Annotated in this window: 14 protein-coding genes; 9 read left to right on the top strand and 5 right to left on the bottom strand. The window is 71.0% G+C overall.

What is annotated here, in order from left to right; translation table 11 throughout:
- From CITRIK5_RS08230 to CITRIK5_RS08240, 3 genes are all read left to right on the top strand, one after another.
- A partial coding sequence (locus tag CITRIK5_RS08230) for an RNase H family protein (RefSeq protein ID WP_159833477.1) occupies positions 1–1121 on the top strand: 1121 nt, incomplete at its 5' end.
- Between the two features lie 60 nt (positions 1122–1181).
- The gene (locus tag CITRIK5_RS08235) at positions 1182–2624 is read left to right on the top strand and encodes a sodium:alanine symporter family protein (RefSeq protein WP_159833479.1); all 1443 of its coding nucleotides are present in this window, start codon (positions 1182–1184) and stop codon (positions 2622–2624) included.
- A 190-nt stretch (positions 2625–2814) separates the two neighbouring features.
- On the top strand, positions 2815–3210 hold the full coding sequence (locus CITRIK5_RS08240; RefSeq protein WP_159833481.1) for a hypothetical protein: 396 nt from the start codon (positions 2815–2817) through the stop codon (positions 3208–3210).
- 138 nt (positions 3211–3348) lie between these two features.
- On the opposite strand, the gene CITRIK5_RS08245 is transcribed toward CITRIK5_RS08240, so the two are convergent.
- Positions 3349–3603, bottom strand: coding sequence for a DUF6480 family protein (locus CITRIK5_RS08245; RefSeq protein ID WP_159833483.1), 255 nt, complete (start codon positions 3601–3603; stop codon positions 3349–3351).
- Between the two features lie 258 nt (positions 3604–3861).
- Between CITRIK5_RS08245 and CITRIK5_RS08250 the strand changes: the two genes are divergently transcribed.
- Genes CITRIK5_RS08250 through CITRIK5_RS08260 form a run of 3 tightly spaced genes read left to right on the top strand, consistent with a single transcriptional unit; the run spans position 3862 to position 7831 of the window.
- Positions 3862–5010 (top strand): acetyl-CoA C-acetyltransferase, encoded by a 1149-nt coding sequence (locus CITRIK5_RS08250; RefSeq protein WP_159833485.1) that lies wholly within the window; start codon positions 3862–3864, stop codon positions 5008–5010.
- 20 nt (positions 5011–5030) lie between these two features.
- Entirely contained in the window at positions 5031–6632 is a 1602-nt protein-coding gene (locus CITRIK5_RS08255; protein WP_159833487.1) for a fatty acyl-CoA synthetase, read from the top strand.
- A complete protein-coding gene (locus CITRIK5_RS08260) occupies positions 6629–7831 on the top strand; it encodes an acyl-CoA dehydrogenase family protein (protein WP_159833489.1) in 1203 nt (400 codons plus the stop codon). The genes CITRIK5_RS08255 and CITRIK5_RS08260 overlap by 4 nt, the downstream gene beginning before the upstream one ends.
- Before the next feature lie 9 nt (positions 7832–7840).
- Here the strand turns inward: CITRIK5_RS08260 and CITRIK5_RS08265 are convergent, their stop codons facing one another.
- A complete protein-coding gene (locus CITRIK5_RS08265) occupies positions 7841–8227 on the bottom strand; it encodes a hypothetical protein (protein ID WP_159833492.1) in 387 nt (128 codons plus the stop codon).
- A gap of 132 nt (positions 8228–8359) precedes the next feature.
- Between CITRIK5_RS08265 and CITRIK5_RS08270 the strand changes: the two genes are divergently transcribed.
- Entirely contained in the window at positions 8360–8902 is a 543-nt protein-coding gene (locus CITRIK5_RS08270; protein WP_159833494.1) for a MarR family winged helix-turn-helix transcriptional regulator, read from the top strand.
- Positions 8903–8911: 9 nt separating this feature from the next.
- On the opposite strand, the gene CITRIK5_RS12330 is transcribed toward CITRIK5_RS08270, so the two are convergent.
- Positions 8912–9040, bottom strand: a complete 129-nt coding sequence (locus CITRIK5_RS12330) for a hypothetical protein (RefSeq protein WP_255351296.1) — start codon at positions 9038–9040, stop codon at positions 8912–8914.
- 21 nt (positions 9041–9061) lie between these two features.
- On the opposite strand from CITRIK5_RS12330, the gene CITRIK5_RS08275 reads away from it, so the two are divergent.
- Positions 9062–9862 (top strand): enoyl-CoA hydratase/isomerase family protein, encoded by an 801-nt coding sequence (locus CITRIK5_RS08275; protein ID WP_159833496.1) that lies wholly within the window; start codon positions 9062–9064, stop codon positions 9860–9862.
- A 101-nt stretch (positions 9863–9963) separates the two neighbouring features.
- On the opposite strand, the gene CITRIK5_RS08280 is transcribed toward CITRIK5_RS08275, so the two are convergent.
- Both CITRIK5_RS08280 and CITRIK5_RS08285 read right to left on the bottom strand, forming a co-directional pair.
- Positions 9964–10173: a hypothetical protein gene (locus tag CITRIK5_RS08280; protein WP_002857973.1), complete on the bottom strand. Its 210-nt coding sequence runs from the start codon at positions 10171–10173 to the stop codon at positions 9964–9966.
- A gap of 75 nt (positions 10174–10248) precedes the next feature.
- Positions 10249–12789 (bottom strand): DUF262 domain-containing protein, encoded by a 2541-nt coding sequence (locus tag CITRIK5_RS08285; protein ID WP_159833498.1) that lies wholly within the window; start codon positions 12787–12789, stop codon positions 10249–10251.
- Between the two features lie 115 nt (positions 12790–12904).
- Here CITRIK5_RS08285 and CITRIK5_RS08290 point away from each other — a divergent pair, with 115 nt between their 5' ends.
- A complete protein-coding gene (locus CITRIK5_RS08290; RefSeq protein WP_159833500.1) occupies positions 12905–15016 on the top strand; it encodes a site-specific DNA-methyltransferase in 2112 nt (703 codons plus the stop codon).
- The last annotated feature ends 3 nt before the right edge of the window (positions 15017–15019 follow it).

The following is a 15019-nucleotide window of genomic DNA, read 5'->3' on the forward strand; positions in this document are numbered from 1 at the left end:
CCTCCCCGCCGCGCACCCGGATCCGCCGGGACGGCGTCCGCGTGGTGGCCAGCCCGCTGGCCATGCTGCCCGGCGTGGACCACGGCCCCGCCCTCCGCCTGGACCTGCATCCGACGACGGGGGGCATCGTCTACGTGGCCCGCGAGCTCGAGCTGCGCGAGCTCGGCGACGACGTCCGCGGCCACGTCTACACCGGGATGGTCGGCACGGCGCATCTGAGCGCCTTCTGGTCCACCGTCACCGTCGACCTGCCGCCGGAGCGCCCGGTGATCGTGCGGCTGGGCTCGGACCGGGACGCCGAGCTGCTCTCCCTGCTCGAGGTCCTCGCCCCCGTGGACACGCGCGTGGTCTCCTACCGGCTCGACGAGTCCCCCGTGGGCACGCAGCGCTCCAGCTACCTGCTGCCGGACGTGGACCCGGAGACGGTCGCCCAGACGGGCGCGGCCCGGATCCCGCTCGAGGCCATCGAGGCCGCCCAGGAGGAGGAGGACGCGCTGCGCCGCTCCTCCGGCGTCTTCCTCTCCCGCCGCCGCACGGACCGCTTCCTGCGCCGCAACCTGCCCGGGGTGACCCACAGCCTCACGTTCGCGGACGAGGCGGACGTGACGGACGTGTACGTGGACGGCTCCGTGCTGCGCGGCTCCCGCATCGGCGGGGCGGCCGCCGTCGCCGGGCCGAGCATGTGGGCCGTGCAGGCCGTGGCCGGGGCCACGATGCCGCTCGAGGTGGAACTCGAGGCGCTCGTGCTGGGGCACGTGATCTGCGCGTGGGCGGGCACCCCCGGCGGCCGGGTCACCATCCACTCGGACTCGCGCGCCGCGCTGGCCCTGCTCAACGCCGCCCGCCGCGAGCGGCTCACCCTCGGCGGCGCCCGGGGCGAGCGCATCCGCCGCACCCTGCGGCGCCTGCTGGCCGCCGTCGACCTGGCGCAGGCCGCGGACGTCCAGGTGGACACCACGTGGGTCAAGGGCCACGTGGGCGTGCACGGCAACGAACTGGCCGACGACCTCGCCCGGGCCGCCGCCCGCCACGCCAGCGTCGGCACCCCCGAGGGGGACCTGCCCGAGCGGATGGGGCAGCTGATCCAGCTCCGCGTCGAGGACGACGCCGCCGCCGGCTGACCCCGGCCCCGATTCCGCGTCCTCCGCCCCAGCCTCTAGGGTGGGGCTGTGGAAGCGACAGTGGAACAGATCACAGCGGCCGTCACCGCCTTCAACGACAAGTACTGGTACGTCGTGATGGCGCTGCTCTTCGTGGCGGGGGTGTGGTTCACCATCCGGACCGTGGGCGTGCAGGTGCGCATGCTCCCGGAGATGCTCCGGTCGGTGACGGCCAAGTCCCAGACCGGATTCGAGAACGACGGCGTGAGCCCGTTCCGCGCCTTCACCATCTCGGCGGCCTCGCGCGTGGGCACCGGCAACGTGGCCGGCGTGGCGATCGCGATCGTGATCGGCGGCCCGGGCGCCGTGTTCTGGATGTGGCTGCTGGCGATCATCGGCGGCGCCACCGCGTTCGTCGAGTCCACGCTGGCCCAGCTGTACAAGCAGAAGGGCGCGGACGGCTACTTCGGCGGGCCCGCGTACTACATCCGCGACGGTCTGGGCGCGAAGTGGCTGGCGGCCGTGTTCGCCGTCGCCATCACCGTGACCTACGGCTTCGTGTTCAACGCCGTGCAGTCCAACTCGATCTCCGAGTCCGTGCAGGCCAACTGGGGCGCGTCCTCCACCACCGCGTGGATCGTGGGCCTGGGCCTGGCCGCCCTCACCGGCCTCGTGATCTTCGGCGGCGTGCGCCGGCTCTCGGCCGTGACCAACGTGCTGGTCCCCGTGATGGCCACGTTCTACATCTTCCTGGCCCTGATCGTGATGGTCGTCAACATCACCGAGGTCCCGGGCATGATCGCGCTGATCGTGGGCCACGCCTTCGGCCTGCGCGAGGTCGCGGGCGCCGCCGTCGGCATGACGATGGTGATGCAGGGCGTGCGCCGCGGCATGTTCTCCAACGAGGCCGGCATGGGCTCCGCCCCGAACGCCGCCGCCACCGCGGCCGTCTCCCACCCGGCCAAGCAGGGCTTCGTGCAGTCCCTGGGCGTCTACTTCGACACCCTGATCGTGTGCTCGGCCACCGCGTTCGTCATCCTGCTCTCCAACCCGGCCTACGGACGCGGGGAGGCGCTCGGCATGCAGGTGACCCAGGGTGCGCTCCAGCAGGCCGTGGGCGCGTGGGCCGGCCCGGCGCTGACCGTCATCATCTTCTTCCTGGCCTGGTCCTCCGTGCTGGGCAACACCTACTACGGCGAGGCCAACATCCGGTACCTGGCCGGCCGCCACGCGGGTCGGGCCATCAGCGTGTTCCGCGTGCTCGTGCTGGTGTGCGTGGTCGGCGGCGCGCTCGGCTCCGTGGCGCTGGTGTGGAACCTCGCGGACACGTTCGCGGCCCTCATGGCGACCATCAACCTCGTGGCGATCATCCCGCTGGGCGGGCTGGCCGTGAAGCTGCTCCGGGACTACGAGCGCAAGCTCAAGGCGGGCATGGATCCGGGCTTCCACATCTCCGACCTGCCCGAGGCGCGGAACGTGGCCCTCTGGAGGGACGAGCCGAAGACCTCCCCGCTCCAGGACTGACGCCCCCGCCCGCGCGTTTCGAGGCGGGATATCGACCTCATCCGGCTGCCGCGGGCGGCCGTGGGGTGGATATCCCGCCTCGATGCATGAGGAGGTGCGGTCTGGACACCGTGCGGGGGTCGGCGCCTACGTTGAGGCGCACCCGACCGGCCACGCACGAGTGGCCGGCACGACGTCCGAGGAGGACACCATGGGCATCCTCTCCAGCATCACCCGCACTCTCGGCGGCGGTGACCGCCGCTCCAGCCGACCCACCATCGGTGCGCACGTCGGCCGGTCCGGAGGCTTCGGCCGGCAGGCCCGCTCTCAGCGACGCCGCTCCAGCGGCCTGGGCGGTGCCCTCGTGGGCACGCTCGGCGGTCTGGCGCTGCGTGAGCTCTCGCGCCGCGGCGCCGGGGGCACGACGCGCGGGCGCCGCCCCGGTGCGTACCGCGGCGGCTTCGGGCCCTCGGCCCGGTCCACGGGCGGACTCGGCACCGGCCTGTTGGGCGGGCTGCTCGGCGGGGCCCTCGCCTCCCGCGGCCGGTCCGGTGCCGTCGGCCGACGCACGGCGGGTGGCCGCCGGACCATGGGCGGCGGCTTCTGACCGCTGCGACGGCGCGGAGTCGCCGCTGAACGGCATCACCGCAGAGCGGACACGACCACGGGGCGGGCACCGACGGATCGGTGCCCGCCCCGTGGTCGTGATGGGCCGGTGGCGTGCCCGAGGCGTCTGCGCCGCGGCTCAGCCGAGACCGGCGACGCGGCCCAGGATGAACAGCAGGACGCCGATGACCACGAGGGCGATGATCAGCCCGAGCACGATCTTGCCGGCCGAGCGCTCGCCGGTCTGCTCCACGTCCATGCCCGGGTTGGTCGGGCCGACGCCTGCACCCTCGGCTGGGGGCGTGTCGCCGTCGAACGCGGCGCCGGAGGTCTCGTCCGTCGCCTCGCGTGCGCGCCGGGCGTCCTGGGGGTCGGGGGTGTGCGGGGTGGCCATGGACGGCTCCTCTCGTCTCGGCGGCACGGGTGCGCGCCGCTGGCCCTCACGGTAGGCCCGGGGCAGGGGGTCCTGACCAGGGCGAGGCGACGCCCGGCCCCAGCGCTTTCGTGGCCGAAACGGCGCGCCCCGAGCCGCTTTCGTTGACGAAACGGCGCTCCTCCACGCCGCCCGACGGATCCCGTCACACTCTTGATCGTTGGACGTCCAAGCAATAGCGTGATCGGCGTCACGTCCCCGCCGTCCGGAGGAGCCCCTATGCCCGAGGCCTACATCATCGACGCTGTCCGCACCCCCGTGGGTCGCCGAGGGAAGGGGCTTGCCGGCGTGCATCCCCTCGATCTGGCGGCCGCGCCGCTGCGCGAGATCGTCGCCCGCCAGGACATCGACTCGGCCGGATACGACGAGGTCATCCTCGGCTGCATCGACCAGCTCGGCCCCCAGGCCATGGACGTGGCGCGCAACGCCTGGCTCGCGGCCGGGCTCTCCGAGGACGTCCCCGGCACCACGGTCGAACGCCAGTGCGGCTCCGGCCAGCAGGCGGTCCACTACGCCGCGCAGGCCGTCATGAGCGGGACGGCGGACCTCGTCGTCGCCGGTGGCGTCCAGTCCATGTCCGCGATCCCGCTCTCCCGGTCCAACACGGCCGCCCGCGAGCTCGGCTTCCCCGACCCGTTCACCGGCTCCGAGTCCTGGGCCGCCCGCTACGGGAACGAGGAGATCTCCCAGTTCCGCGGGGCCGAGATGATGGCCCGGCACTGGAACCTGGACCGTGACGCCCTGGAGGAGTTCGCGGTGCGTTCCCACGAGCGCGCGCTCGCCGCCCAGGCCGACGGTCGCTTCGACCGCGAGATCCTGCCCCTCGCCGGCCTCACCGCGGACGAGGGACCCCGCACCCCGGACGCCGCGAAGATCGCCTCGCTCGACCCGATCGTCCCCGGCGGGCTGCACACCGCGGCCACCGCGTCCCAGATGTCCGACGGCGCGGCCGCCCTCCTGCTCGCCTCCGAGGAGGCCGTGCGCCGCCACGGTCTCACCCCGCGAGCCCGCATCCACCACCTCTCCGCCCGCGGCGCCGACCCCGTCATGATGCTCTCCGCCCCCATCCCGGCGACGGCGTACGCGCTCGACCGCATGGGCCTGACCATCGACGACATGGACCTCGTGGAGATCAACGAGGCGTTCGCCGCCGTCGTGCTGGCCTGGCTGACCGAGACCGGCGCGGACCCGGCGAAGGTCAACGTCAACGGCGGGGCGATCGCCCTGGGCCACCCCATCGGCGCCACCGGCGCCCGCCTGATGACCTCCCTGCTGCACGAGCTCGAGCGCAGCGGCGGCCGCTACGGCCTGCAGACCATGTGCGAGGGCGGCGGCCAGGCCAACGTCACCGTGATCGAACGTCTCTGACCCATCCCCCGGAGGTTCCCATGCCAGACCAGATCACCCACCCCACCGACGCCGCCGCCCGCCTCTCCCCCGCCCCGGAGGACACGATCGGCCGCGTGTTCGCACGCGCGGTCGCCCGCTCCCCGCGCGCCGTCGCCCTGCGCTTCGAGGACCGCGACTGGACCTACGCCCAGCTCCGGGACGGAGCGCACCGCGTGGCCCGCCGCCTCCAGGACACCGGCCTGCCGGCCGGCACCCGGGTGGCCGCCTACGCCACCAACTCGGACGCCTATGCGCTGCTCTTCCTGGCCTGCGTCACGGCCGGCTACGTGCACGTGCCCGTGAACTTCGCGCTCAAGGGCGGCGAGCTCGCGCACGCCCTCGAGGACTCCGGCGCGGAGCTGCTCGTGGCCGACGCCGGCATGCTCGAGCGCGTCGACCAGGTCCGGGCCGAGGGCCGCGCGTCGGCTCTGCGGCACGTGTGGACCATGCTGCCCGCCGGCCACGCCGAGCCCTCCGTGCTTCAGACCGCCCAGGACGAGACGCTGGACGCCGCCGCCCCGGAGACGGAGGTGTCGGCCACCGACCTGGCCCAGCTGCTCTACACCTCCGGCACCACCTCCACCCCCAAGGGCGCCATGATGTCCCACCGGGCGCTCGTGGCGGAGTACCTCTCCTCGATCATCGCGCTGGACTTCACGGCCGAGGACCGCCCCCTCGTGGCCATGCCGCTGTACCACTCGGCCGCGATGCACGTGTTCCTGCTCCCCTACCTGAGCCTCGGCGCCACGGTGCGCCTGCTGGCCGCCCCGGACATCCCCCGGATGCTCGAGCTGGTGGAGACCGAGCACATCGGCTCCCTGTTCCTGGCGCCCACCGTCTGGGTGCCGCTGGCGAACCACCCGGACCTCGCCACGCGCGACCTCTCCTCGCTGCGCAAGGCCCAGTACGGCGCCTCGATCATGCCGGTGACCGTGCTGCAGCGCCTGCGTCAGAGCCAGCCGGGCATCGGCTTCTACAACTGCTTCGGCCAGTCCGAGCTGGGCCCGCTGTGCACCGTGCTGCGCCCCGAGGAGCACGACGCGCGGCCGGCCTCGTGCGGCCGCCCCGTGTTCCACGTGGAGGCGCGGGTGATGACGGCCGACGGCGCCCCCGCCGCGCCCGGAGAGCCCGGCGAGATCCAGTACCGCTCGCCGCAGCTGCTCTCCGGCTACTGGAACCGCCCGGACGCCACCGCGGACGCGTTCACCGACGACGGCTGGTTCCGCTCCGGCGACCAGGTCACCCAGGACGCCGCCGGCTACATCCAGGTGGTGGACCGCATCAAGGACGTCATCAACACGGGCGGCGTGCTGGTCGCGCCGCGCGAGGTCGAGGACGCGATCTACGAGCTCGACGAGGTGGCCGAGGTCGCCGTCATCGGCCTGCCGGACGAGCGCTGGATCGAGGCGGTGACCGCCGTCGTCGTGCTCAAGGAGGGCGCCGAGCTGACCGCGGAGACCGTGCGCGCCCACGTGAAGGAGCGGCTGGCGGGCTTCAAGGTGCCCAAGCGCGTGGACTTCGTGGCGGAGCTGCCGCGGAACCAGTCGGGCAAGCTCCTCAAGCGCGCGCTGCGCACCGAGCGGACGCAGGAGGCCCGGTGACGCGCAGGCAGAAGCCGACCTACGACGTCGTCACGCCCCTGGACGTGGACTACCTGGACGCGTTCGGGGAGGCCACGGACGAGGACCGCGCGCACTGGGACCGCGCCCGCGCCTACGGCCGCGAGGTGCTCGAGCGGATCGACGGGCACTGGGACCGGGCGGAGTACCCGTTGGACCTGGTGGCGCGGGCGGGCGAGCTGGACCTGCTCACCGACGGGCTGGAGGTGCCGGGGCACCCGGTGATGTCCCCGTTGGCCGCGGGCCTGGTGGCGATGGAGATCTCCCGGGCGGACGGGTCGATGGCGGCCGCGGCGGCGGTGCAGGGCGGGCTCGTGCTGCGCGCCCTGGTGCACTGCGCGAGCCCGGAGCAGAAGGAGCGGTACCTCGAACCGGTGGCGCGCGGCACGCTGCCGGGCGGGTTCGCACTCACGGAGCCGCTGCACGGCTCGGACTCGGTGTCCCTCGAGACGTCCGCGCGGCCCGACGGCGCCGGCGGCTGGGTGCTGAACGGCGCCAAGAAGTGGATCGGCAACGGGGCCGCCGGGGGCATCACGATCGTGTGGGCGCGCGACACCGAGGACGGCCAGGTCAAGGGGTTCGTGGTGGAGCAGTCCACGCCCGGCTACGAGGCCGAGGTGATCACGGGCAAGGGCGCGCTGCGGGCCATCCACCAGGCCGAGATCACGCTGACCGACGTGCGGGTCGGCGACGACGCGCGGCTGCCGGACGTGGCGACGTTCAAGGACGCCGCGCGCGTGCTGGTGGCCACCCGCGTGAACGTGGGCTGGTCCGCGCTGGGCCACGCGACCGCCATGTTCGAGGCCGCGCTGGCCTACGCCCGGCAGCGGGAGCAGTTCGGCAAGCCGCTGGGAGCGCACCAGATGGTGCAGGAACGGCTCGCGCAGATGCTGGACGAGGTGACCGCGATGCAGACCCGCTGCGTGGCCGTGGCCCGCCTGCAGGCGGCCGGGCGGCTGCGTGACGAGCAGGCCTCCCTGCTGAAGTACGCCTGCACCCGGGGCGCGCGCCGGGTGGCGCAGATCGCCCGGGACATGCTCGGCGGCAACGGCATCCTCCTCGAGCACCGGGTGATGCGGCACTTCGCCGACGTCGAGGCGCTGCACACCTACGAGGGCACCGAGTCCGTGCAGGCGTTGATCCTCGGCCGGGACCTGACCGGGATGAGCGCGTTCGCGTGAGCGCCTCCCTCAGGGCGCGGAGACGACCCCCACGCCCACCCGGGGCAGGCTGCGGTCCACGACCAGCTCCAGCCGACGTTCGTGGAACCGTGCGCCGAGCAGCTCCTCGAGGTCCTCGACGAGGTGCACCGTGATGGTCTCGATGACCGCCGCGGTGTCCTCTCCGTCCCGCAGGATGCAGTCCACCTCCAGCGCGGGGGCGGAGGGGGTGCCGGTGATGGCGAACCTGGCCTCAGCGACCTCGGGGAACACGGTGACGGCCCGCGCGGCACTCATGGCCAGGCGGGCGCAGCGCTCACGGAAGGCGGCGGGCTGCGGCGCCGGGGACTCGAGTATGGGCGGGACGGCGGACAGGGTCCGCCCCATGGCCTGGGGGGCCTCCAGCGTTGCTGTCATGACATTCCTCTCGCCGCGGCCCGGGCGCCCCCTCACAGAGATCGCCGTGACCTGGAAAATGTTAGTCTAACTATGCGTTAGGAAGACTAACCAAATTTTCGGTGTGACGTGAACAGGGAGGTTCAAGAGCGCATGGGTGAGGAGCACTCCACGCTGACCAGCACGGATGGCGAACCGACGTCGGGCTACTGGTACACCCGCGGCGCCCGCGAGATCGAACCTGTGGACGTGCTCAACCTGCTGCGACGCTACCGGGAGGCCGAACGGCGCATGCGCGCCCGCACCCGGGACAGCATGGGGATGGGAGAGACCCACCTGTCAGCCCTGCGTTACCTGCTGCGGGCCGACCGACGCGGCCACAAGGTCCGTCAGCGGGATCTGGCCAGCGCCCTGGAGATCACCCCGGCCTCCGCCAGCGCCCTGGTGGACCGACTGGTCCGAGACGGCTACGCCCGACGGGCGCCCCACCCACAGGACCGCCGATCCGTGGTGGTGGAGCCGACGGCCAAGACGGACCACGAGGTCCGCGCCACCCTGGGCGCCATGCACCGCAGTATGCTCGCCGCGGTGGAGGGCCTCACCCCGGCCGAGCTCGCCGGCGCGGCCGCGTTCCTGCGGGCCCTGATCCGCAGCGTGGAGGAGCATGACGAGGACGAGGCGGACCAGCCCGCGTGAGGAACAGACTCAGCGGAACAGGTCCCAGACGCTGAACGTGGTGCGCTTGTAGACCGCGTTGTAGGCGGCGCGCTTCGGATCGCGCACCCACCCCATGCCCGGCCGGCCGTCCTCGCGGCCGGCACCCGTGCACCGCACCCGCCAACCCCAGGAGCTGACATGACCACCGCACCCACCCCTTCTTCCTCCGACGACGCCCCCGCCGTCCTCGTCGAGACGCGGCCCGGCGTCGTGCGGCTGACGCTGAACCGGCCCGCGAAGGGCAACGCGCTCGGACTGACGATGGCGCGCGAGGTGCTCGCGGCGATCGCCGCGGCCGAGGCGGACGACTCCGTGCACGTGCTCACGCTGACCGGCGCGGGACGGATCTTCTGCGGCGGCGGGGACGTCCAGGCCATGGCCGCCTCCCCCGCCGGGCCGGAGCGGCGCGCGATGATCCAGGAGCTCGGCGAGGCGGCGGGCGAGGTCGCGGTGGCGCTGACGGGCTCTCGCCTGCTGGTGCTGGCCGGCGTCAACGGGACGGCCGCCGGGGCGGGGCTCGGGCTCATGCTGGGCGGCGATGTCGTGCTGGTGCGCGAGGACGCGCAGCTGGTGACGGCGTTCTCCTCGCTCGGGATGACGCCGGACACGGGCGTGTCCTACTGGCTGCCGCGGGTGCTGGGGCCGGTGCGCGCGACGCAGCTGCTGCTCGGCGGGCGGCGCCTGAACGGGGCCGAGGCCGTCGCGTGGGGCCTGGCGACCGAGGCGGTGGCCGGGGACGCGTTCGCGGCGCATCTGGCGGAGCTCGAGGACGAGCTGGTGGCCGGTCCGGCGCACACCTATGGGCCGACGAAGGCGCTGGCGCGCGGGGCCGACGTCGAGGCGCTGCGCGCGCATGTGCGGCAGGAGGCGGCGTCGATCGCGGCGGCGTCCGAGCACCCGGAGGCCGTGCGGCGGGTGGAGGCGTTCGCGGGCCGGTGAGGGGCGGCGGCGGCCCAGGCTGTCAGTGGCCAGGCCGGCGGCGCAGGCCGGCTGCGCGCCTCCACCGGGCCGCCCCGGTCAGGTCCGCGAGGGCCTGGAGGTCACTTGAACATCTTCAGGACGTCACCCAGGCCGACCGTGGTGCGCCGGTAGACGGCGTTGTAGGCGGCGCGCTTCGGATCGCGCAGCCAGCCCATACCCTTGCGGCCGTAGCCGGGGATGACCTTGCGCTTGATCGCACGCTTGGCACGGCCCGTGGTGCGGGCCTTGATGGACTTCTTCAGGCTGGGCTTGCGGAGACCGATCTTCATGGGGCGAGCGTACTGGGTGGGGTGGACGGGGTGAGGGGGTCAGCGCCTCGCCAGGGCCTGCCCCTGGCAGGGCTGTTAGTAAGTCCTGTCGTCCTCCTGGACGGTGCGCAGGAACCATTCCAGCGCGTCGAGGAACGCCTCCTGCGCCGCGGCCGGCTGAAGGGTCTGCGGCTTGATGCTCGGGCGTCGGCGGAGAGACTCAGGGCCGAATTCCACCCCGGGGATGAGATTCAGACGTCCCCGGAATTCGTCGAGAAGCGTCTCGTCCGTGAAGGGAGCCCACTTCGCCAGGTGATAGAGGACGACCTCGACGCCGTACGTCGGGTACAGGATCACCGGCCAGATGGCGCGTGCTGACGTGCGCGGGACGACCAGGAAACAACCGCCGGCAGCATTGTCCGCGAATTCCGCCCGGCCACCGCGCTCGACCCAGCCTCGTTGGACCTCGATCAGTGCGCGGGCCGATTCGGGATCGTTGTGGTCGTGAAGTCGGTCGACCCAGCGGTCCCGCAGCGCAGGGTCGTTGCCCGGGGCGGCGAGTGACCGGGGATCGGTCAGGTCGACGTCAACGTCGATGAGCTCGGCGAGCTGCTCCGCCAGCAGCCGCTGGCCGCCGTCGGCCCGTCCGTCCTCGGAGAAGCGCACGCCTTCGGCTGCGAGGACGTCATGCGGATCGTCCGTGCGGTGGACGTCGGACCACCGGAAGGACGGAGAGACGGTGCCACCCGCCTGGAGCACACGATGAGCGTGCGGCAGCGCCGTCCGTGCGAGGTAGGTCCCCACGGGGACCGGATGGCTTCCGATCAGCCGTGCCAGTTCGCCGTAGGAGGTCCAGGACCCGTCGGGAATGGCCTCGACGGCGTCCGTCAGCGTCTGCCAGGCCGTGTGGGCGACTCCCGAGGCGGCCTCTGCTGAGGGTCCCGGCCAGATACCGACGATCCGGTCCGCCAGCCGCTCGGCGCGAGCACGGATCTGCGCGGGACCCCATACCGGCTCAGCGGAGATCTCCTGGTTCATGCGGATGCCGCTCTTGGCCAGCTCCGCACGCTTGACCGCGAAGGGCCCATTGCTCAGCTCGCTGTTGTACCCGGTGAGGGTGAGGTTGCCCAAGGTGTGGAGGAGCTCGGTGTGCACCTCTCGAAGGTCCTGGTGCGCCTCGAGCTGGCCGGCCAGAGCGCGCTCCCACTCCTCCGTGAGGGTCTGCGGCAAGACGTGCTCGATGGTCGCGCTGTCGAGGTCCACCGGTTCCTTGCTGCCGTAGGACTCCTCGATCCACCGGAGGATCAGCTTCCGGTGGGCCGCCCGGCCCGTCGTGTAGAAGGGTGCCGTCATCACGGCCTGGCGGATCTGATCGTCGGAGGCGAAGTGCTTCCGTCCGCTGGAGAGGAAGCGCTGCAGGGCATCCGCCGGGTCGTCCTGACCCTGGATGTCGGCCGTGGCCGCGAGCAAGGTGGTGTTGAGACCGTCGGAATAGCGGCCGAAGACGAGGCGCCGGACCAGGTACGACTCGAGGTAGAGGAGCGCACGGGCCAGTTCGTCCGAGTCGATGTCCCCCAACGACCGGCGCTCCATCAGGTGCAGTGTGATCGGGAACGTCGTCGTCGTGCGCCAGGCGCGCAGGCGCGCCAAGCGGAACCGCACTGCGGCGTCCTTCTCCTTCTCCGGGCGGAGCATCACGTCGTAGAGACGCCCCAACGCCAGGAACCGCTCGACTTCCGCCCTGACCTGCGACTCGTCCTGCAGGCCACGCATGCGCCGCTGCTGCCCCGCGTAGATCTCCGTCTGGCGGATCTTGGGATCCTGTTGCACCAGGTCGAGCCAGAACAGGGTCTCCAGTTCCTCATTGGAGAGCAGGTTCTGCAACGGGAGCCACAGGGTGGTGTAGACCTCATCCGCCCGTGTGGGCAGCTGCATGAACAGGTAGTTCCTGAGCAGGTCGCCCTGGGTGAGCTTGAGGCCGGTGTTGTTCAGCGACTCGAAGATGCGGTGGGCGTTGTCGTTCTCCCCGGTGGTCACGGACACGATCGACAGGCCGGCGACGACGGCGGACTCGACCTCCGCCAAGGTCAGCGGCTCCTCTTCACCGTCAGCCGACGGTTGGCTCAACCCGAGCAGCTTCGTCAGGAAGAACTGATGGGCTTCGCTGATCCTGGAGCCTTCGGCAGCGTCCGGGGCGTGCTCGACCCGCCCGCGGTAGGCGGCACGGTCGGCCTGGGTGGGCAGGACCTTGTACCGGAGATCGCCGTCCTCCCACTTGTTGACCAGGTACTTCTCGTTGACCCGATCGGCGTGCACGGGGCCTTCGTGCTCAGCCCGGTGGTCGCGGACAGCGGTGAGGAGGAGCGTCAGCGTCGTCAGCCGCTGCTGCCCGTCCACCACGAGCCACCGCTGGACGCCACCGGGCCCGTTGTCCCGGAAGCCGGCGAGAACGAGGGAGCCGATGAAGTGAGTCGCCGAAGGGTTGTCCCGCCGATGGTCGGCGACATCCACGACGTCCTCCCACAGTCGCTGCCACTGCGGGCGGCCCCAGGAGTACGTCCGCTGATAGAGCGGGACCGTGTACTGGTAGGAGCCCCCGAGGAGTTCCTGAAGGGTGACTTCACGCGCGGCGACCATGGAAGGAGCCTAACGGGGGACTCTGGTACCACCCCTGACCGCCCCATGCACACCATAGACTGCTGGAGTTTCCGGCGGACGAAGCCGTCCGCACCGTCGACGAGGGAGATCCATCGTGTCCCGGCTCACCGACCTCCTGGCTCAGGCGCGCGCCAAGGACCCTCAGCTGGCCGCCGGTCTGGAGGGTGAGATCCGGCAGTTGACCCAGGGCCGGCGGTTCGGTCTGGTCTTCGAACGCCATCAGCCGGAGGGCGTGGAGCTGCCCGGACGGCCGATCCGCGTGGGAGACACGGTGCGGGTGCTCCCTCCCCGTGGTTCGACGCACGGGGGCGACTCCGTGCGGTGGCGCGTAACCAGTCTTCGGCGCACGTCCGATGGAGTGCTGGCGAACCTGGAATCGGAGGGCGACGAGGCCGAGCGTGAGACCCGGTCCGTCTCCACCGCGGATCTGGTGGCTGTGGCCGGCATCCAGGACCGGATCTTCCCGGGGCTGGTCGAGACCGGCCGCGTCGAACGCGGCGGGGACAAGCCGTTCCACACGGTCATCAACGCGGAGAACTTCCACGCCCTTGAGATGCTCACCTACACCCACCGCCACAAGGTGGACTGCATCTACATCGACCCGCCCTACAACACGGGCGCCAAGGACTGGAAGTACAACAACGACTACGTCGAGTCCGACGACGACTACCGCCACTCCAAGTGGCTGTCGTTCATGGAGCGCCGCCTCCAGGTCGCCCGCGAACTCCTCAACCCCGAGGACTCGGTCCTGATCGTCACCATCGACGAGAAGGAGTACCTCCGACTTGGAATGCTCCTCGAGCAGACATTTCCCGAGGCGCGGATTCAGATGATCTCTACACTCATCAACCCGGCTGGGACGGCTCGTGCAGACTCGTTCAACAGGACCAATGAGTTCATCTACTTCGTGCGTCTAGGTAAAGCAGAGATTTGCCCGGAGGAGGTCGAGGGCAGTACCTCCGAGGAGATGGATTGGCGAACTTTTCGTCGGCAGGGCGCGAGCAACCTCCGTCACACGCGCCCCAATCAGTTCTACCCGATTTATGTGAATGAGAAGACTCATAAGATCGAGGAGATCGGTGAACCGATTGGACCAGAAGTAGATCGACGTCGTCAGCCGTCCCGTGAGGGGTGCGCTACTGTTTGGCCGATCAGGCCCGACGGAACGGAGATGATGTGGTCCCTCATCCCCAGTGCCGCGAGGGAGAAACTCGCCAAAGGTTTTATCCGTGTGAAGCCGTCACCGAATGAGCCGCAGCCCTTCATCATTAGGTACATCACCGGAGGCCGGGAAAAAGAGATCGACAGTGGCCTCGCGGAGGTTACCGGCTATCGCGAGGACGGGTCCGCACTAGTGTCTTACCAGAGGACAAAACGCAAGCCTCCCACAACCCAGTGGGCACGTCCATCGCATGAGGCGTATCGGTCTGGGACGAATATTATCCGTGCGCTCATGCCGGATCGCAGATTCCCCTTTCCGAAGTCTCTGTATGCGGTGGAAGACGCACTGCGCTTCTTCATCAAAACTAAGCCCGACGCCGTCATTCTCGACTTTTTCTCGGGTTCCGGCACTACAGCCCACGCGGTCATGCGCCTGAACAAGCAGGACGGCGGGCGCCGCCAGTGCATCTCAGTGACGAACAATGAGGTCTCCGCTGAGGAGCAGAAGGGTCTGCGGGCCAAGGGACTCCGGCCGGGTGACCCAGAGTGGGAGCAGTGGGGCATCTGCGACTACATCACCAAGCCCCGCATCACCGCGGCCATCACGGGCGAGACCCCGGCCGGGGACCCGATCAAGGGCGACTACAAATTCACGGACGAGTTCCCCATGGCCGACGGGTTCGCGGAGAACGCGGCGTTCTTCACCCTGACCTACGAGGCTCCCCTCGAGGTGCGCCATCACCGTGCGTTCGAGCGCATCGCACCCCTGCTGTGGATGCGGGCTGGGTCCCGTGGCCGCATCATCATGAACCTCGGAGCCCGGGGCTGGGACGTCGCGGAGGCCTACGGCGTGCTGGAGTCGATCGACCAGGCCGCTCACTTCCTCGAGGCACTCGAGTCCCGTGACACGGTGGAGACGGCCTACATCGTCACGGACTCCGCGGCCGCCTACCAGAACGTGGCCCGCGCACTCCCCGAGCGCGTCACCCCGGTGCGCCTCTACGAGTCCTACCTCCACAACTTCCAGATCAACCGGAGGGACTGAGAG

This window comes from Micrococcus sp. 116 (assembly GCF_902506395.1).
GTDB lineage: Bacteria > Actinomycetota > Actinomycetes > Actinomycetales > Micrococcaceae > Micrococcus > Micrococcus luteus.

Excerpts from the sequence above, each read along its gene's own strand:
- CITRIK5_RS08275 (WP_159833496.1), top strand. The coding sequence starts at position 9,062 with ATGACCACCGCACCCACCCCTTCTTCCTCCGACGACGCCCCCGCCGTC.
- CITRIK5_RS08270 (WP_159833494.1), top strand. The coding sequence starts at position 8,360 with ATGGGTGAGGAGCACTCCACGCTGACCAGCACGGATGGCGAACCGACG.
- CITRIK5_RS08240 (WP_159833481.1), top strand. The coding sequence starts at position 2,815 with ATGGGCATCCTCTCCAGCATCACCCGCACTCTCGGCGGCGGTGACCGC.
- CITRIK5_RS08280 (WP_002857973.1), bottom strand. The coding sequence starts at position 10,173 with ATGAAGATCGGTCTCCGCAAGCCCAGCCTGAAGAAGTCCATCAAGGCC.
- CITRIK5_RS08255 (WP_159833487.1), top strand. The coding sequence starts at position 5,031 with ATGCCAGACCAGATCACCCACCCCACCGACGCCGCCGCCCGCCTCTCC.
- CITRIK5_RS08250 (WP_159833485.1), top strand. The coding sequence starts at position 3,862 with ATGCCCGAGGCCTACATCATCGACGCTGTCCGCACCCCCGTGGGTCGC.
- CITRIK5_RS08285 (WP_159833498.1), bottom strand. The coding sequence starts at position 12,789 with ATGGTCGCCGCGCGTGAAGTCACCCTTCAGGAACTCCTCGGGGGCTCC.
- CITRIK5_RS08265 (WP_159833492.1), bottom strand. The coding sequence starts at position 8,227 with ATGACAGCAACGCTGGAGGCCCCCCAGGCCATGGGGCGGACCCTGTCC.
- CITRIK5_RS08245 (WP_159833483.1), bottom strand. The coding sequence starts at position 3,603 with ATGGCCACCCCGCACACCCCCGACCCCCAGGACGCCCGGCGCGCACGC.